The sequence below is a fragment of the Nocardia sp. NBC_01009 genome (assembly GCF_045208035.1).
Classification (GTDB): domain Bacteria; phylum Actinomycetota; class Actinomycetes; order Mycobacteriales; family Mycobacteriaceae; genus Nocardia.
In genome coordinates, this window is sequence record NZ_CP108695.1 from 5,228,849 (window position 1) to 5,245,004 (window position 16,156).

18 protein-coding genes are annotated in these 16,156 nt (G+C 65.4%); 7 read left to right on the plus strand and 11 right to left on the minus strand.

Going from position 1 to position 16,156, the window contains the following annotated elements; genetic code table 11:
* Nucleotides 1–195: 195 nt before the first annotated feature.
* Together OHA42_RS23295 and OHA42_RS23300 are read right to left on the minus strand one after the other, a co-directional pair.
* The gene (locus OHA42_RS23295) at nucleotides 196–600 is read right to left on the minus strand and encodes a BlaI/MecI/CopY family transcriptional regulator (RefSeq protein ID WP_406229987.1); all 405 of its coding nucleotides are present in this window, start codon (nucleotides 598–600) and stop codon (nucleotides 196–198) included.
* A gap of 116 nt (nucleotides 601–716) precedes the next feature.
* Complete coding sequence (locus tag OHA42_RS23300; RefSeq protein ID WP_406229988.1) at nucleotides 717–1,514, minus strand: SAM-dependent methyltransferase; 798 nt, start codon at nucleotides 1,512–1,514, stop codon at nucleotides 717–719.
* Nucleotides 1,515–1,800: 286 nt separating this feature from the next.
* On the opposite strand from OHA42_RS23300, the gene OHA42_RS23305 reads away from it, so the two are divergent.
* The 3 genes from OHA42_RS23305 to OHA42_RS23315 all read left to right on the plus strand — a co-directional run bounded on the left by OHA42_RS23305 (nucleotide 1,801) and on the right by OHA42_RS23315 (nucleotide 3,436).
* A complete protein-coding gene (locus OHA42_RS23305) occupies nucleotides 1,801–2,025 on the plus strand; it encodes a hypothetical protein (RefSeq protein WP_406229989.1) in 225 nt (74 codons plus the stop codon).
* A 231-nt stretch (nucleotides 2,026–2,256) separates the two neighbouring features.
* Nucleotides 2,257–2,772, plus strand: a complete 516-nt coding sequence (locus OHA42_RS23310; RefSeq protein WP_406229990.1) for a MarR family winged helix-turn-helix transcriptional regulator — start codon at nucleotides 2,257–2,259, stop codon at nucleotides 2,770–2,772.
* 106 nt (nucleotides 2,773–2,878) lie between these two features.
* Nucleotides 2,879–3,436, plus strand: a complete 558-nt coding sequence (locus OHA42_RS23315; RefSeq protein ID WP_406229991.1) for a hypothetical protein — start codon at nucleotides 2,879–2,881, stop codon at nucleotides 3,434–3,436.
* Nucleotides 3,437–3,451: 15 nt separating this feature from the next.
* Here the strand turns inward: OHA42_RS23315 and OHA42_RS23320 are convergent, their stop codons facing one another.
* The 4 genes from OHA42_RS23320 to OHA42_RS23335 form a co-directional block, all read right to left on the minus strand.
* Entirely contained in the window at nucleotides 3,452–4,240 is a 789-nt protein-coding gene (locus OHA42_RS23320) for a M15 family metallopeptidase (RefSeq protein WP_406229992.1), read from the minus strand.
* A gap of 143 nt (nucleotides 4,241–4,383) precedes the next feature.
* Nucleotides 4,384–5,298 (minus strand): STAS domain-containing protein, encoded by a 915-nt coding sequence (locus OHA42_RS23325; RefSeq protein WP_406229993.1) that lies wholly within the window; start codon nucleotides 5,296–5,298, stop codon nucleotides 4,384–4,386.
* A 215-nt stretch (nucleotides 5,299–5,513) separates the two neighbouring features.
* On the minus strand, nucleotides 5,514–6,125 hold the full coding sequence (locus OHA42_RS23330; protein ID WP_406229994.1) for a malonic semialdehyde reductase: 612 nt from the start codon (nucleotides 6,123–6,125) through the stop codon (nucleotides 5,514–5,516).
* Between the two features lie 9 nt (nucleotides 6,126–6,134).
* Nucleotides 6,135–6,647, minus strand: coding sequence for a luciferase family protein (locus OHA42_RS23335; protein WP_406229995.1), 513 nt, complete (start codon nucleotides 6,645–6,647; stop codon nucleotides 6,135–6,137).
* A 115-nt stretch (nucleotides 6,648–6,762) separates the two neighbouring features.
* Here OHA42_RS23335 and OHA42_RS23340 point away from each other — a divergent pair, with 115 nt between their 5' ends.
* A complete protein-coding gene (locus OHA42_RS23340) occupies nucleotides 6,763–7,140 on the plus strand; it encodes a helix-turn-helix domain-containing protein (RefSeq protein WP_328400782.1) in 378 nt (125 codons plus the stop codon).
* A gap of 25 nt (nucleotides 7,141–7,165) precedes the next feature.
* On the opposite strand, the gene OHA42_RS23345 is transcribed toward OHA42_RS23340, so the two are convergent.
* The 5 genes from OHA42_RS23345 to OHA42_RS23365 form a co-directional block, all read right to left on the minus strand.
* Nucleotides 7,166–7,927, minus strand: a complete 762-nt coding sequence (locus OHA42_RS23345; RefSeq protein WP_406229996.1) for an alpha/beta fold hydrolase — start codon at nucleotides 7,925–7,927, stop codon at nucleotides 7,166–7,168.
* A complete protein-coding gene (locus tag OHA42_RS23350) occupies nucleotides 7,927–9,192 on the minus strand; it encodes an FAD-dependent oxidoreductase (RefSeq protein ID WP_406229997.1) in 1,266 nt (421 codons plus the stop codon). Before OHA42_RS23350 ends, OHA42_RS23345 begins: the two co-directional genes overlap by 1 nt.
* Nucleotides 9,193–9,704: 512 nt before the next feature.
* Nucleotides 9,705–10,478 carry a BTAD domain-containing putative transcriptional regulator gene (locus OHA42_RS23355; protein ID WP_406229998.1) on the minus strand — a complete coding sequence of 258 codons (774 nt, stop codon included), beginning with the start codon at nucleotides 10,476–10,478 and terminating at the stop codon, nucleotides 9,705–9,707.
* 302 nt (nucleotides 10,479–10,780) lie between these two features.
* Nucleotides 10,781–11,986, minus strand: coding sequence for a cation:proton antiporter (locus tag OHA42_RS23360; RefSeq protein ID WP_406229999.1), 1,206 nt, complete (start codon nucleotides 11,984–11,986; stop codon nucleotides 10,781–10,783).
* Nucleotides 11,987–11,989: 3 nt separating this feature from the next.
* Nucleotides 11,990–12,472: a TrkA C-terminal domain-containing protein gene (locus OHA42_RS23365; RefSeq protein ID WP_328400793.1), complete on the minus strand. Its 483-nt coding sequence runs from the start codon at nucleotides 12,470–12,472 to the stop codon at nucleotides 11,990–11,992.
* An 855-nt stretch (nucleotides 12,473–13,327) separates the two neighbouring features.
* On the opposite strand from OHA42_RS23365, the gene OHA42_RS23370 reads away from it, so the two are divergent.
* Genes OHA42_RS23370 through OHA42_RS23380 form a run of 3 tightly spaced genes read left to right on the plus strand, consistent with a single transcriptional unit; the run spans nucleotide 13,328 to nucleotide 16,150 of the window.
* Nucleotides 13,328–13,912 carry a biotin transporter BioY gene (locus OHA42_RS23370; RefSeq protein ID WP_406230000.1) on the plus strand — a complete coding sequence of 195 codons (585 nt, stop codon included), beginning with the start codon at nucleotides 13,328–13,330 and terminating at the stop codon, nucleotides 13,910–13,912.
* Complete coding sequence (locus OHA42_RS23375) at nucleotides 13,905–15,026, plus strand: class I adenylate-forming enzyme family protein (RefSeq protein ID WP_406230001.1); 1,122 nt, start codon at nucleotides 13,905–13,907, stop codon at nucleotides 15,024–15,026. Before OHA42_RS23370 ends, OHA42_RS23375 begins: the two co-directional genes overlap by 8 nt.
* Nucleotides 15,023–16,150, plus strand: coding sequence for a thiolase family protein (locus tag OHA42_RS23380; RefSeq protein WP_406230002.1), 1,128 nt, complete (start codon nucleotides 15,023–15,025; stop codon nucleotides 16,148–16,150). The genes OHA42_RS23375 and OHA42_RS23380 overlap by 4 nt, the downstream gene beginning before the upstream one ends.
* The last annotated feature ends 6 nt before the right edge of the window (nucleotides 16,151–16,156 follow it).

Here is a 16,156-nt window from a genome sequence, read left to right on the forward strand (position 1 = left end):
GAAGCGGGGTGCGTCCAGGAATCCCGGTGGGTCGGCTTTGAAAGGTGTTGTGTCGGAAAGCTGTTGAACCGGACCTGTCATTGCGCGCGGCGGCGGCTGTCCGGTGTGTACGGCAGTGGGCGTAGTGTGAGTCGCATTGCCATGTGTGGCAAGCCCCACGAGTCCTCCGACACCCTTCGATGTCGCCGGCCGCGTTCACTGTTGCTGGGACAGGCTTCCGGCCGACCTCGGCTGCGGCAGATCTCGCCGAAGTCGCAGCGCAGCACGCAGTCCCGCTGATTCCTCGGCATCGATCTGCTCGACGAAATAGGCCAGCACGAGATCTGATCGGCCACCGCCATGGAGGGCCTCGTGCATCAGAGTTGCGCTGTACTGCTCACGGGTCAGCGTGGGTTGATACCAGTACGCCTTGCCGACACGTTCCCGCTCGAGGCAGCCTTTGCGGTGCAAATTGTCCATGGTCGACATCACCGTGGTGTACGCGATCTCGCGTTCGGCGCTGATCTCGTCGAGAATCCCACGGACAGTGGTCGGTTCGTCGCGATCCCACACTCGGTCCATGATGACCGCTTCGAGCTCGCCGAATCTCCGTACGCGCATAGTTCACCTCCAGTAGTGGCGGTGGTGGGACCGGCATCCCGTCGCACACTACTTTCTGCGTACGTACATAGTACTTTCAGACACCATGATCCGCGCGGCAACGCTGTGGGGGACCCTCAGGGTTTGCGCGCAATCCCGCCGACCATCAGCCGTTGGGTGATGGTCAGCTCGCCGGGGTCTTCATCGGCGGGCCGCCATTCGGGCAGGTATACGAGACCGGGCTCGACCAGTTCCAGTCCCCGGAACAGGTCGAGTACCTCCTCGTGTGTTCGGAACCGGCCGGTGCCGAGGAATTCCAGGAACGACTTCTCCAGGGCGCGTGCCTCCGGGCCGGAGTCGCAGAAATGCGTGATGAACAGGTGGCTGCCCGAGGGCACGGCACTGAGATAGCTGTCGACGATGGCCGCGGGATCCTCATCGTCGTGGAGGTGATGCAAGATCCCGACGAGCATGACAGCGACCGGGCTGGTGAAGTCGATCGTCTGCCGAACCGCGGGATCGTCGAGAACTTCGGTGGAGGTGCGCAGGTCCGCGGCCACGACCACCGTCCCTTCGTTGTTCTCCACCAACGCGCGACCGTGTGCCAACGCGACCGGATCGATATCGACATAGGCGACTTTCGCGCCCGATTGCAGCGCCTGCGCGACCTGGTGAGTGTTCTCCATGGTGGGCAGTCCGGCGCCGAGATCGAGGAACTGTGTGATGCCTGCCGGGCCCGCGAGGTAGCGGACGCCGCGACCGAGCATGGCCCGATTCACCTGGGCGACTTCACGGATCTCCGGCAGCGTCTCGGCAAGATGCTCGACGACCGCATTATCGGCGGGATAGTTGTCCGTCCCGCCCAGTAGCGCGTCGTAGACGCGCGCGATGCTCGGTTTGGTCGTGTCGAAGCCCACCGACTCAGAACCCGTCATCGTCCATCCTTCTGCACAACCTTGTCACACCCATTCCGAACCAGATGAACCTAACCACGGCGGCTTCGTTCGCGCGGCTCAATCGAGCATTCGTGGTATCGATGAAGTCCTGAGCGGCACAGGGGATCTCGCTCGGCGCGCACACCATGGCCGGATCGGGCCCGCTCGAGTAGCTGTCGACCGGCGACGGGCGTGAGTACGCCTGTCACCACCATCATGGCCCGGCGGAGAAGGGGCTGGCCATTCGCAGCGGTGGCGCGCGAGCCGTCGTTTGCTGGTCTCGCTCATGTTGTGCTCGATCAGCGTCACCATCCCGGACGAGGTTGGCGAGCAATGCGTCCGGTTGACGCGCCGACTCGGTCTCGAGTTGTCGGACATCGACCTGCGCTTCGCCGACGACGGGCGAATCGTCTGCTTCGAGGTCAATCCGAGCCCGGCATATATCGTCTACGAGGACGCGACGGGCCAGCCGATCTCCGCTGGGCTGGCGTGGCATTTGCAGGCGCGGTAGACAAGCGATGGCGTCGGCGACGCACGATGCGCAGGGATCGGGTCGTGACAGACCCGGCGGACAACCACATCTCAGAATTTGTCCAACCCATGGACAGTGTTCGCTCGTTTATATAGGGTTTCGTGGATCCAGCGAAGGCACGGCAAACTATTGTCGTCGCGTCGGGTAGCCGACGCGGTGCACATCCGAATACGGGACTCGATGTCACTTGGCTGAAAGCGGGGGCAAGGCATGGCGACGGCGCTCGACCACACCGAAGAGCGGGCCTGGCGGGCGATGGTGACGGTGACGACACGCCTGCCGGGTGTCCTGGATGGCTTGCTGCAACGCGAATTCGGGGTCACCCATTTCGAATACCGTGTGCTGGCGCTGCTGTCGGAAGAGTGCGATCATCGGATGCGCATGACCGAGTTGGCCAGCGCGGCGAACGCCTCGACATCGCGGTTGTCCCATGCCGTGTCGAAGCTGGAGCGCAGGGGTTGGGCGGTGCGCAGCGCCGCAGCGGGATCACGCGGGGTGTACGCCGTCATCACCGCGGACGGCTGCCGGAAGGTGGACCAAGCGACTCCGGAATACCTGAACACGGTGCGGAGCCTGGTTTTCGACGCCCTCGACTCCGACCGCAAGGACCAGCTGGCCGCCATGTGCGAGACGCTGTCGGACCATCTTGCCGGTGCGCTGAGCGAGGCGGGCACCGTGCCCAGCGGAGTCGGGAACCGGTCGATCGCCGCGGTAGTGGCGGGCTGAGGACACCCGAGTTGGCCTTCATGCACGCGCCGGACCGGAAAAGTGGCTACTGGCGGGTTAATGGTTCGCCGGTTTTGTCCGGACCCCACTGTTTTGCCAGGGTCCCATGATGCGGCCGAGGGCCGCTGCGACGGATGGGGAGCGCTACACGATGGTGACGATCGCGCAGTTGCGGGCCGTGCTGGCGATTCTGCACATAGATCCTGCGGAGATCGGCGAGCCGGACAGCGCGGGTCTTCGCGGGCCGGATTCGGAGCGTTCGCTGTTGGTGGGGTTGCTGTATCACGCGGTAGGTGGCGAAATGCGCCAGGTGCTCGCCACGGCGACGACCGCGGACGAGGTCGCTCGCGCTGCCGCGATGAGCGCCCGGCAGGCGCCCGATACGAATGCTTGCGTGCAAGCAGGTGTCGACGCACGCCGGCTGCGTGACCGTATCGAGGCGTTGGCCGCCGAGACGACGGTCGATCCCGCGCCGATTCTGCTCGATGCCGCAACGCGGTCGGCCGATGCCACCGAGACGTTGCTGGCGCTGAGCCGCAACCCCGGCGACGGTGACGCCGAATCCCGATGGCGGCAGGCCCTCGACGATCTGGGGCAGGCCTACCACCTGATCAACGACGAATACGTGGAGCGTACGAACGCGACGACGGCTCCGCTGCTCTAGGCGGCCGAGGCGGTCTCAGCGGACGGGGAAGTCGAAGTAGGTCTGCGGGAAGGGCTCGTCCCTCAGGGTGAAATGCCACCATTCCTCGGCGAGGTTCTTGAACCCGTGCTCGTCCATCAGGTTCGTCAGTAGCGTGCGCACTGCCCGCTGGGTGCCGCCGACGGCCGGGTTCGCGGTGTGCGCCGCGGGATCGAAGCAGTCGTATCCGGTGCCGAAATCGAGCATGTCGTCACGGAACCGCTGATCCGCGGGCCGGAAACACTCACGCAGCGGATCGCCCTCGTGATACTGCTCGGCCTCGGGCGCGGGCAGCGCCACAATGGCGAGGTCCAGCGTGCTGCCCCGACTATGGCCCGACTTCTCGGCAATGTAGCCGTCCCGGAACAGATTCGCCTTGTCCACAGCAGGGTAGAACTCGGCCTTCATCTTCACATCGCCGAGATCGCGGGCCCAAGCAACGAAGTGGTCGACGGCGCGCTGTGGGCGGTAGCAGTCGTAGGTCTTCAGTGTGAGATTCATCGGCCGCAACTCCTGCTGCACCTGGGCGAGGGCCGATGCCGCCTGCTTGGTCAACAGGCACTTGGGTGCCTCATATCCGGCCACGCGGGTACCGAGGAAATTGTGCTGCCCGAAATAGCGAGCATCGACGAGGATCGTCGGATCCACCTCGGTGACGGAGACGAACGCTGCCTCGCCGGCCGGTGGCGCTTCGGAGCGGCTGTCCTCACACGCCGCGATCGTCACCGTCAGCACGCATGCCAGCGCAAGCGTGCCGAGACGCCGCAGCAACGACCGGGAGCTCATGTTTCCTCCTCGCGATTCCAGCTCGGGCACAACCACTTTCATGAGTGCTCGGCCTTCGACGGACACCGTATGTCACCACCGACGTGATATGCGGGTGCTTTTGCCGACATTGCGGACTATCGATGCCTGCGCGCACGGCCTGCTCATCGCTCGCCCGTATGCAGAAAATCTCCGGCGCCACTGCGGGTGACGTCGTAGCCGAGCAGGCGTTCGGCCTCCTCGATGCCACCCTGCAGGTCGCCGACGGCGTTCATCTTCGACAGGTCCAACCCGATTGTCACCAAGGTCAACGCGATCTCCGAGGATAGGCCGGTGATGATCACGCTGGCGCCCATCAACCCGGATGCTTCGACCGTCTGCACGAGGTGGTTGGCGACGGTGGAGTCGATCGTCGGTACACCAGTGATGTCGATGACGACGACCTTGGCGCGATTGTGCCGAATGGCGCTCAGCAGCTGTTCGGTGAGCTGACGGGCCCGCTGCCCGTCGAGCACGCCGATGATCGGCAGGATCAGCAGCTGCTCACGCACCTGCAGAACGGGAGTCGACAACTCCCGGATCGCTTCCTGCTGTTGGCGGATGATGCGCTCGCGTTCCTGGACAAAGGAGACGCCCACGGTGTTGGCGATGCGGTTGGCGGCCGGTTCGTAGGCGTCGAGGACCTGGTTGAGCAGATCGAAGTCGCCCTGGTATTTCTCGAACAACGAGCGCGCGAGCACATCACGCAGCAACAGCACGATACCGAGGACCTCATCGGTTTCCACACCACGGGGAATGATGCGTTCGGAGAGATCGCGTGCGTAGGCCTGCAGCGCTTCCACGGAACCGGTCTCCAGCACCGCGACATAGTTGTCGTATACCGATGTCGCTTCGGAGAACATCTCATCGGGTGTCATCGCGGTGAGTAGCTGTGCTTCGGTGATGCGGCGCGCCCATTCCTCGCGCAGGACCGTTCGGTTCTGCCGCAGGTGCTCCACCAGTTCGGAGAGCAGGCCTTCGCTGGATCCGGTGGAGATCGTCGCGATGCTTCCGTCGAGCGACACCTCGAGCAACACCATCTCCGATCCCTAATCGGGCGGCCGGCACCCGATTGCCGCCAGCGCACCCACGGCGTTCGCGGACCTCTGCCGACTGGCAGGCAAAGCCTATACCCGGGACCGGCGAATCGCCGGTCGCCGGCATCGCCGGAAAGTTCGGGTAGCCGGGTGCCGGAGCCATCGATCGGGACAGGGTTCCCGCGACGGTCGGAACCCTGTCCCGATCAGGCGGGAAACTATGCCGTCGTCACGACCTCGTCGTAGTCGAGCCGAGGCGAACGCGGGAACCAGGCGTTCGGTCCCGGCTTGCCGATGTTGACGACGACGAGCGAGCTGTGGTTTCCGTTGGGGAAGAATTCCTTGTCGACGCCCGCGGCGTCGAAGCCGTTCATCGGGCCTGCCGCCAGTCCGGCGGCGCGGATGCCGAGAATGAAGTAGCCAACCTGGATCAGGGCATTGAAGCGTGCTGATTCCGCGCGGTAGGCGTCGTCGGTGAAGTAGTCCTTGGCATCCGGTGCGTGGGGGAACACCTTGGGCAGCTGATCGTGGAAGTTCAAGTCGGCGGCCAGAATTGCGGTCAGCGGTGCGCCGGCGGTCTTGGGCTTGTTGTTGTCGATCATGTGAGTGACGAGGCGGGCGCGCGCCTGCGGGCTACGCACGAGCACAACGCGAAGCGGCTGCTGATTCATCGAGGTCGGCCCGTACTTGACGAGTTCGTAGATGTCACGGATCTGCTCGTCGTCGACCGGATGGTCGGCAAAGGTGTTGGCGGTGCGCGCCTCGCGGAACAGCAGATTCTGGGCGTCGGCGGCCAGTGTGAGGTAGGTGGTGGGCTGAGCGGTGTTCACGGAGTCTCCTCAGTTGTCGACGGGCTGGGTGTCGCTCCCGCGCGCTCCGCGGGCGAACTGGTAGCTGGCACGGACCAACCGCCAGGTGATCTTCAATTCGTCGGTGTCGCGCGGCCCGTAGACCATCACCACCGTCGCGGGCAGGAATCGTTGTCGCGCCATCGGATGCAGCTCCGCCCAGCCGCGGGTGATCGCCTCCGCAACGACCTCGGTCGGCAGGCACATGTGCAGGCTGCCGTCGGCGGACCCGTGCAGGTGCGCGAATTCGGTGCCCGCCAGAAAGGCCTCGGCGGGACCACCGGCGTCGGCCGGTCGCAGATGCAGTGCGCGGGTGTCGGCGAGGGATACGCTGCTGCGGCCGACGATGACGCCGTCGAGGGTGACCATGCGCGCCCACAGGGTCTCTTGCAGGATCGTCGGCGCGGTCTGGTCGAGTTGCTGGTGTGGATTGTGTGCTCGCGTGAGAGGCGGGTTCCCGGATCGCGTAGGTAGTCCCGGCCGGTTGTGCACTGTCGTCGACATTGCTGTGCTCCCTTGGGTTTTCGCTCACTCACGCGGTGTGTGCGGCTGCTGGGAATCACAATACTTTCCAAAGTATAGTAGTTACCAAGAGGAAAGCGGCTCGACTGGAGGATCGATGACCACTGTGCCCCGCGCGGCGGTGACCGCAACCGTGGATCCGTGCCCGATCACGCCGGTGATCGACCTCGTCTTCGGGCGATGGTCGACGCAGGTGCTGTGGGTGCTGACCCATGATGGCCGACTGCGCTTTACTGAATTGCAGCAGCGAATCCCCGGCCTGACACCGAAGGTGCTGACCCAGCGCCTGCGTCAGCTCGAACGTGACGGCTTGGTTGCCCGTACCTACTACGCCGAGGTGCCGCCGCGCGTGGAGTACGCCGCGACCCCGCTGGCCGCGACGCTGGCCCCGGTGTTCGGCAGCATCGTGGACTGGTCGGGCGAGCACCTGGCCGAGGTGCTCGCCGCCCGCGCCGCCTACGACGCGAGCGTGTGAGCGCATCGGAGGTTGCCGTCGCGGGTCAGCTCTCGACCCGTGCCGGTGCGAGTTCGAGGAGATGGCCTGCCAATTCGCGCGGCATGGTGATCATGCAGTCGTGCCCGGTCGGTAGCACATGGATGCGCGCGGCGGGGAAGTCGGCGGGCGGAAAGGTGCGCGGCAGGCCGGCCGCGCGCATCTGTTTGAAGTCCTCGCCGCCCTCGCTGCAGTGCACGTGGGTCACCGGTATCGCCGCGAGGTCGTCCGGGTTGCGCAGGCGCATCGGCTGTTGAAATGTCGCGAGCGACTGCGCCGTTTGCATCGAGGCCACCCAGCTGAGGTCGGGTTCGTCCGTCACGCCGTAGAGGCCACCGTCGCCCATCGGTGTGGTTTGCGGCGGAACCCGCCAGCCGTCGCCTGCGGTCGCCGCCGCGGCGACGAACGCCTCGACCATGCCGGGCATGATGTCGGCGACAGATTCGCCGTCGCGGGGGACGAAGGTGTCGACATAGACCAGTTCGGCGATCCGGTCCGGCACCGCGTCCGCGACCGCGGTGATGACGATGCCCGCGTAACTGTGTCCGACCAGGACGATGTCGGTGAGGTTTGCGGACACAATGAGTTCGACCAGGTCTTGCACGTGGGTGTCGAGGCCGACCTCCGACGTCAGCAACTCGGCCCGGTCGCCGAGCCCGACGAGCGAGGGCGTGTGGACGGTGTGACCCTCGGCCGCGAGTAGCGGCGTCACCCGCTGCCAGCACCAGCCGCCGTGGAAGGCTCCATGGATGAGCAGATAGGTCGACACTAGTGGTTCTCCCTGAGCGTTGTTGGGGCAGTGGGTGTTTCACTACGCGCCGCTATCGGCGGCACATGTTCGGATCGCAGACCGAGCCCGATGACCCTGGCAACGAGGTGCGGTAGACCGGGAACCTGCCGCAGCAGCCGGACCAGCAGTGGCTTGTCCGTGCCGGGCCGCCCGGCGTTCGGGTAGAGATCCGACAGCAGTCGCAGCTGTGCGAATTGCACCACCCGCATGGGCAATTGACGTCGGTGCTGGATCTCGCGGAGTTCGGCGACGGTGGGGCGTCGGCCCGCGGCAAGCGGCGGCGCCAGGATGCGGGCGGCGGCGATCGCGTCCTGGACGGCGAGATTGATGCCCACCCCGCCCGCGGGCGACATCGCGTGCGCGGCATCGCCGATGGCGACCAGCCCCGGCCGATACCAGCGGCGCAGCCTGTCGACCCGGACGTCGAGCGGTTTCACATCGTCCCAACTGCGGATCTCCGCATCGAGATGCCCGGTGAGAGTCGGGTAGATCGCGGCGAGGTCGGCTCGGAATGCGGTGAGCCCAGCGGCCTTGATCGTGTCGAAGCCGCCTTTCGGAATCATGTACGCGACTTGGAGATAGTCGCCGCGATCGATGCAGACGATGAAGAAGCCCTTGCCGCTGCGCACCGTCGGCAGCCGGTCACCATCGGGCTTACGCACCCGGAACCACAGCACATCCATCGGGGCCACGCTTGCCGCGACCTCGAGCAGGCCGGAGCCGCGCGCGAGCGAGTTGCGTCCGTCGGCGGCGATGACCAGCCTGCTGCTGACCTCGAAAGGGCCGTCCGCGGTGCGCGCGCGCACGCCGACGACGGTGCCGTCCTGCTGGACCAGCTCGGTCACTTCGGCCTCTTGCAGCAGCCGGAAGCCCGGGTATCGGCGACCCGCATCGGCGAGGAAGTTCAACACGTCCCACTGCGGCATGAACGCGACGAACGGGAAACGTCCCGGCAGTTTGCGGAAGTCGGCGAATATCACCGGCCCCATGGCAGTGGCCATCGGAAGTTGCGGCAGCTCGACATGCGGCAGCGCGAGGAACTCGTCGGCCAGTCCCAGCTCGTCCATCACCCGCAGCGTCGAGGGATGCACGGTGTCGCCTCGGAAGTCGCGCAGAAAGTCCGGATGTTTCTCCAGCACGAGCACATCCACACCGGACCTGGCCAGCAGCAGTCCTGCCATCAGACCGGCGGGTCCGCCGCCGACGACGCAGACGTCGACCGATTCGCTGGTCACCTCCGGCATATCGGCGCCCCTCCGTCCCAGCAGGCTTCGTCGCCGGTGAGCACGCGGTGGCGGGTCATCCGATACCGCCGAATGCACTGGTATCCATAGCTTTTGCTCCCTCCGCAGGAAGATCGTGGTGTTGCGGCGATGCTGGGAATCAAGCATGGTGAGTGGTGCTCCAGCACTGCTCCAGCCGTCTATTCGAGGTGTTCTCGAGTGGGTGCGCGCAGGCTGTGGGAAACAGATTTCACCGCACCGTGCTCGCACGAATGCCTCGACGCCGGGAGGGTGACGTCGAGGCATTCTTTTCCCGGAGAAGTGCGGGAAATGCGCTCCGGGTGTTCATGTCGACATGAACGCGCGAAGCGAATATTCGCTTGGAATAAGCGCAAGCCGGCCGGATTCGGCAACGGTGGGCGAATGACCGGCTGCGGGAAAGGCTTTCCTGATCGAGGTCTTCGACTCGCGCATGTGGTATCTGCACTCTGCGTGACTTAATTCATGGAAGTGCCGTTGCGCGAGGAATATTGCTAGGCGGGAGTAGCGGATGCCGCAGGGTCGGCGGGTGGATAGAAGCCGATCAGATAGCCGGCGTGCTTGCGCTCGAGCATCATGCCGACGCGTTCGTCCGAGGCGGCGAGGATGTCTTGGTGCAGCTTCTGCAGCTTCATGCACGGGTCGAGCCCGAGCTCGTGCTGCATCGCTTTGCAGAACTGCTGGTATGAGCTGAGCGCGAGATGCCGCTGACCCGAACGGCTCAGCGCGAACATGTAGTAGGCCTGCATGCGCTCGTCCAGCGGATGCTGCATAGTCAATCGGGCCAGGTCGGGGCATACTTCGCGATAGCGGCCCAGCCGGAGTTCGGCTTCGATGCGCAGCTCGACATTGGCCAGCCGCAGATGATCCAGGTGCGAGATCTCCGCGGCAAGCGGCATGCCCGCCTCCACGTCCACCAACGCGGGGCCGGTCCAGCAGGCCTCGGCCGCATGGAACAGATCGACGGCGCGGTGATCGTCGCCTGCCTTGGCGGCGATTCTGGCGGCATCCGACAACGAGCGGTAATTGCGCAGGTCGAAAACGCAATCCTGTACCTCGAACGAATAGCCTTTGCTGCGCGTGCGGAGATATCGCTCCGCGACCTCGGCCTGTCCGATGTCGAGTTGCTCCGCCATCTTCTTGCGAATTCCGAGTACGTATGTCTGGATTACGGCGACCGCGCTGCGCGGCGGGTCCTCGCTCCACAGCTCTTCGATCAGTGTCGAGACCGGAACTACTGTCGAATGCCTGACCAGTAGCAATGCCAAGAGTTGTCGCTGTTTCTGGGCTGTGGGCGTTGCGTTGCGATTGTTCAGAGCAAGCGTCAACGGACCTAACACGCGAGCGCACACTGGATACTTCACGAGCTCTCCCTACGGGCGTATTCCCCCCGACCGATGTGAGGTCTTCGAAAATCCCACCTCGCTGTAGGTAGGGTCAACACTATCGAGGATGCCGTATCGCGTCGATGAAACCTGAGTAATATCCGAGTAAACTCGACGTGCGTCTCTGCTGAATTTCCCTACGGGACAAGGAGATTGAGATCAGGGCGAAATGGGTCGGCTCGCGATCATTCGCCGTGCGGTTCCGCAGCGGGCTGCGGCCGGGACGGGCGGCGCGCAACCATGCCGAGGATGGGCTCGACCACGCGTGCGGCGATCGGACCGATCACCGCCATGATCAGCACGTACGTCGTTGCCATCGCAGCGAACTCGCTGGGGACCGCGCCCGCGGCGACGGCCAGTCCCGCGATCACGATGGAGAACTCGCCATGCGCCACCAGTGCGGTGCCCGCGCGGGCCCGGCCGTAACGGGAGGCACCTGCCTGCCGGGCGGCCCACCAGCCGGTCGCCAGTTTGGTTGCGGTGGTAACCCCTGCTAGTAGGCAGGCCCACCCCAATACCGGAGGGATGCTGGCCGGATCGGTGGTCAGGCCGAAGAGGACGAAGAACATCGCCGCGAACAGGTCGCGCAGCGGCTCGAGGATCTTGGTGGCGTTGTGCGCGGTCGAATCGGAGATCGCGATACCGAGCAGGAACGCGCCGACAGCCGCGGAAACCTGTACTGCGGAGGCGAATCCGGCAACCAGCAATGCGGCACCGAGCAGTTTGAGCAGGAAGATCTCGCGGTCCTCGCTGGCCACGATCGCAGAGACGTACTTGCCGTAGCGCAGCGCAACTACCAGCACCACGGTGACGGCGATCAGCGCGATGGACAGTGTCTTCAGTCCGGCGAGGAATCCGGCACCGGCAAGCACGGCGGTCAACACCGGCAGGTAGCCCGCCATGACGAGATCCTCGAACACCAGGATCGACAGGATGACCGGCGTCTCGCGGTTACCGAGTCGGCCGAGGTCGTTCAAGACTTTCGCGACGATTCCCGAGGAGGAGATATAGGTGACCCCTGCCATCGCGATCGCTCCGGTGAGACCCCACCCCAGGCCGAGAGCGACCACGACGCCGGGCGTTGCGTTGAGCGCGATGTCGAGCAGTCCGGCCTGCCAGGATCTTCGCATTCCGGTAACCAGTTCCGGCGCACTGTATTCCAGGCCGAGCAACAGCAACAGCAGTACCACGCCGATCTCGCTGGCGAGGTGAATGAACTCGTCGACATTGCTCAGCGCGATGAACCCGCCGTTGCCGAAGACCAGTCCGCCGATGAGATACAGGGGAATCGGCGACATTCCGATGCGTGCGGCGAGGCGGCCGAGCAGACCGAGGCCAAAAAATACCGCGCCCAGCTGGATCAGCGAGAGCGCGGTTCCTTCGAACACCATGGATCAGCCGTGGCTTAGGATCTCGGCGGCGGCCTCGAGGCCCTCCGCGGTACCGACAATGACGAGTTGATCGCCCGAGGCGAACGTGAAATCGGGGCCGGGCGAGGCGATGACCTGGCCTGCGCGCATTACTGCGACGATGGAAGCTTTTGTCCGCGTGCGCATCTCGGTTTCGCCGAGCATTCGCGCGTCGTAGGGTGAGCCGCGCAGGATCGGGAACTGTCGCGTGTTGACACCGTCCAACTCCCGATGCTCGGCACGCAGCCGCGCCACCAATTGCGGTGCGCCCAACAGGTTCGCCAATGCCGCTGCTTCGTTCGCCGACAAATGGAGCTGATCGGTGACATCCGGGTTGTCTGCTCGGCTCAGAATCAGGTCGATCGTGCCGTCTTTGCGGTCGATGACGCCGATCCTGCGGTGCCCACTTTTGATCGGAAAGTCCTTGCGTACACCGATTCCCGGCAATGGCGTCACCTCTACGTTCACTCTTCGAGCCTAGCTTCGCCCCCATCGACCATGCGCACCGGATGGGCGATTTGTCCGTTTAACCTACCTGGGTCGGTCTCGTACCAGGCGAAACGTTGTGTGGAATTGCCGCTCGGGCGCACCCCGTGCTGCCGTGACGGATCGGGTGCCGAACAAGTTCGAAGATTTCTTCCGTCGTCGTGTCGATCTGGCGGGGTGCTGCTCGTGTAGTTGCCGAAGACGAACCCGATGTCAGCAAACCGCTCACAGGAGGAGTGGTTATATACACGCCGAAAACGCTGATCAGCGACCTTTTTGTGGGGGAATCGCCGCGCTTGCACGACAACCGGCTGTGGTTCGGTAACTGGGGTGCCGCACAAGAGATCGTTCCCCAACGGCATTCCGGTGGCTCTTCATCCGCCTTGCCTGTCGCCGGGGACCTCGGTGTCGGCGGGGTCGAAGGCTCGGGATGTGCCGGCGTCGAGGATCAGGCTTCGGGCAGTGGAATCAGTTCGAAATGTTCGGAGGCCACCGATTTCTTGCCGGTACCGGCAACAAGATGCACGCCACCGCGGTGTGCCACCAGCCACATGCCGCACACGCAGCGTAGATAGCGAACCGAGCGGTGCGACGACACATGCATCGGCGAGGACCAGGAGCAGGACGGGCAGGTGGCGGACATAGGCGGTAAGCCTGGATAGCGACCGGGGGGATGGCAACGACCACGGCGGCGTGGCGGCCGATCTTTTTCGAATGGCCGCGTACCGCGCATGGTTATGGGAGTCGTTGGTAGCGGATCGCGTGCGCCGACGGGTTCGCGGCCGTGGTCGCCTGCTATCTTGAACGTCGTTCAAGTTGATAACGAAGGATGTCGTCGTGGCAGGTGTCGAGAGCCCTCGGAAGTCCAGGGTCGGTATGTCAGCGCGGGATATGGCGCAGATCGCCGTGTTCGCGGCGTTGATCGCAGCGTTGGGCCTGCCGGGCGCCATCACAGTCGGATTCAGCGGGGTGCCGATCACGGTGCAGACCCTCGGTGTCATTCTGGCCGGTGCGGTGCTCGGGGCGCGCAAGGGCACGGCCGCGGTAGTCGTCTTCCTCGCGCTGACGATCATCGGGTTGCCGCTGCTGTCCGGTGGCCGTACCGGATTGACGGCGCTGGCCGGTCCGAGTGTCGGTTACCTCATCGGCTGGATTCCAGCGGCGCTGTTCATCGGCTTGTGCACCGCCCGGATCCTGCCGAAGTACCCGATCGTGCTCGGTCTGGTCGTCAACGCGGTCGGCGGGATTTTGATCCTCTACGTACTCGGCACAGTTGGTCTGCTGCTGCGCACCGATCTGGATTTCCGGCACGCCATCACCACCAACTTCGCGTTCATTCCGGGTGACCTGCTCAAGGTTGTCGTGGCGACGGTCGTCGCCAAGGGGGTGCACCGCGCATACCCCGGTCTGATCCGTGCGTAGTCCCGAACTCGGGGGCGCGGGTGACACGCCCGCTCTCGACATCGACGGCCGCACCTACACCTATGCGCAGCTCGACGCCGCGATCGAGCGGTGGATCGATCGGCACGGGCCGCGGGAGCCGGTCTACGACGCGTCGATGCTCACGATTGCGGACGTGTTGATCTGTGTCTGTGCCGCAGCACGCCGAGGCATCCCGGTGATCGTCGAGAACCCCGACGCCCGCCCGCACCGCCCGAGTATTCCGCCGTCGGCATTTCTGCTGGTGACCACTTCGGGCTCCACCGGAAGGCCACGGGCACTGGCGCGGACCGCCGCATCCTGGTTCGACAGTTTCCCCGCGTTCACCACGATCACCGGCATCCTGGCCACCGATCGCGTATTGATCACCGGCCCGCTGCACGCGACGATGCATCTGTTCGGCGCGCTGCACGCATTGTGGCGAGGCGCGTGCGTCACCGACGATCCGTCGCAGGCCACGGTCGTGCACGCGGTCCCTGCCGTGCTGCGGGAGGTGGTGCACACCGCTCCGCGGCTGCGCACGGCAATCGTCGCCGGCATCGCCCTGGACGACGGCGCCGCGGCAGCGGCCGAGGGCATCGCGCTCATCGAGTACTACGGGTCCGCGGAAGTCTCCCTCGTCGCGGCGCGCCGGGTCCCCGAGCCGCTTCGACTGCTCGACGGCGTCGACGCCGAGGTGCGCGGGGGACTGCTCTACATCCGTTCTCCCTATAGCGTGCTCGGCGCCCCCGAATGGTTCGGCGTCGGCGACCTCGCCGAGCTGGGCGATAACCGCGAGCTCACGGTTCGTGGCCGTGGCGAGTTCGCGATCAACGTCGGTGGCACCACCGTGGTCGCCGAAGATGTCGAGCGCATCCTCGAAACGCTCGACGGTGTCACCGCCGCGGCCGTCATCGGATCGCCGCACGCGGTATTCGGTGAAACCGTCACCGCTGCAGTGCAACTCGACGGCGCGAGCATCGAGGAGATCCGCTCGCGCGCCCGTCGAGTGCTGACGAAGGAGGCCATGCCGCGCCGCTGGGTGGCACTGCAGGCACTGCCGCGGACTGGCGGCGGCAAGGTCGCCCGTGGTCGGCTGAAAGACTTGCTGACATGAATCATGTCCCCGTTCTGGTGGCGCCGCGTCGAACGCCGATCGGCAACGCCGGGCACGGGTTCGCCGATCTGACCGTTACCGATCTGGCCACCCCGGTGCTGCGCGAAGTGCTGACCACGGTGCGTGGCGCGGGCATCGACGCCGAGGTGGACGATGTCATCCTGGGCAACTGCCTCGGCCCGGGTGGCGACCCCGCGCGGATCGTGGCACTGCACGCCGGTGCGGGCGTGCACGTTCCAGGCGTCACGGTCGATCGCCAGTGCGGCTCGGGCCTGGATGCTGTCATGCAGGCGGCGTTGCGGGTGCGCAGCGGCGCGGACGAGCTCATTCTGGCCGGCGGCGTCGAGTCCGCGAGCACAGCGCCGTGGCGCTTCTGGCCGCCGATCGCGGCCGCCGATCCCGTGCGCTACACCCGCGCCCCCTTTGCGCCACCAGGCTTCCCCGATCCCGACATGGGTGCGGCCGCCGACGACCTCGCGCGCGTGCGCGGCATCAGCAGACAACGGCAGGATGCCTATGCCGCGCGTTCGCACACCCTCGCTGCCGCAGCCGACTTCTCCGCGGAGATCGTGCCCATCGGTGACGTGCACCGCGACGAACGCATCCGCGCGGGGATGACCGAAGCCAGGCTGGCGCGACTGCGCCCCAGTTTCGGTGTCGAGGGCACCGCGACTGCGGGTAACTCGTGCGGTATCTCCGACGGCGCCGCAATGCTGGCGGTCACCAGTGAGTCGCTGGTTGCTGGACTGCCCGCGTTGCGGATACTCGGGTCGGCGGTGGCCGGCTCCGATCCGGCGCTTCCCGGTCTCGGACCGGTGCCCGCCATTCGGAAACTGCTGCGGCGCACCGGTTTCGATACCAAGGATCTCGGTGTCGTCGAGATCACCGAGGCGTTCGCCTCGGTGGTGCTTGCGGTGTCCGATGAACTGGGTTTGGACGAATCCACGATCTGTCCGCAGGGCGGCGCCATCGCGATGGGCCATCCGTGGGGTGCGTCCGGAGCTATCTTGCTGGTGCGGTTGGCAAGTCAGATGCTGCGCGAGGGTGGCCCCACGCTCGGGCTCGCGGCGTGTGCCATCGGCGGCGGGCAAGGCATCGCGATGCTCGTGGAGCGAGTGTCGTGAGTGAGT

Coding starts and splice junctions, on each gene's coding strand:
- OHA42_RS23295 (WP_406229987.1), bottom strand. CDS start 600: ATGCGCGTACGGAGATTCGGCGAGCTCGAAGCGGTCATCATGGACCGA.
- OHA42_RS23300 (WP_406229988.1), bottom strand. CDS start 1,514: ATGACGGGTTCTGAGTCGGTGGGCTTCGACACGACCAAACCGAGCATC.
- OHA42_RS23305 (WP_406229989.1), top strand. CDS start 1,801: ATGTTGTGCTCGATCAGCGTCACCATCCCGGACGAGGTTGGCGAGCAA.
- OHA42_RS23310 (WP_406229990.1), top strand. CDS start 2,257: ATGGCGACGGCGCTCGACCACACCGAAGAGCGGGCCTGGCGGGCGATG.
- OHA42_RS23315 (WP_406229991.1), top strand. CDS start 2,879: ATGATGCGGCCGAGGGCCGCTGCGACGGATGGGGAGCGCTACACGATG.
- OHA42_RS23320 (WP_406229992.1), bottom strand. CDS start 4,240: ATGAGCTCCCGGTCGTTGCTGCGGCGTCTCGGCACGCTTGCGCTGGCA.
- OHA42_RS23325 (WP_406229993.1), bottom strand. CDS start 5,298: ATGGTGTTGCTCGAGGTGTCGCTCGACGGAAGCATCGCGACGATCTCC.
- OHA42_RS23335 (WP_406229995.1), bottom strand. CDS start 6,647: ATGTCGACGACAGTGCACAACCGGCCGGGACTACCTACGCGATCCGGG.
- OHA42_RS23340 (WP_328400782.1), top strand. CDS start 6,763: ATGACCACTGTGCCCCGCGCGGCGGTGACCGCAACCGTGGATCCGTGC.
- OHA42_RS23350 (WP_406229997.1), bottom strand. CDS start 9,192: ATGCCGGAGGTGACCAGCGAATCGGTCGACGTCTGCGTCGTCGGCGGC.
- OHA42_RS23360 (WP_406229999.1), bottom strand. CDS start 11,986: ATGGTGTTCGAAGGAACCGCGCTCTCGCTGATCCAGCTGGGCGCGGTA.
- OHA42_RS23380 (WP_406230002.1), top strand. CDS start 15,023: ATGAATCATGTCCCCGTTCTGGTGGCGCCGCGTCGAACGCCGATCGGC.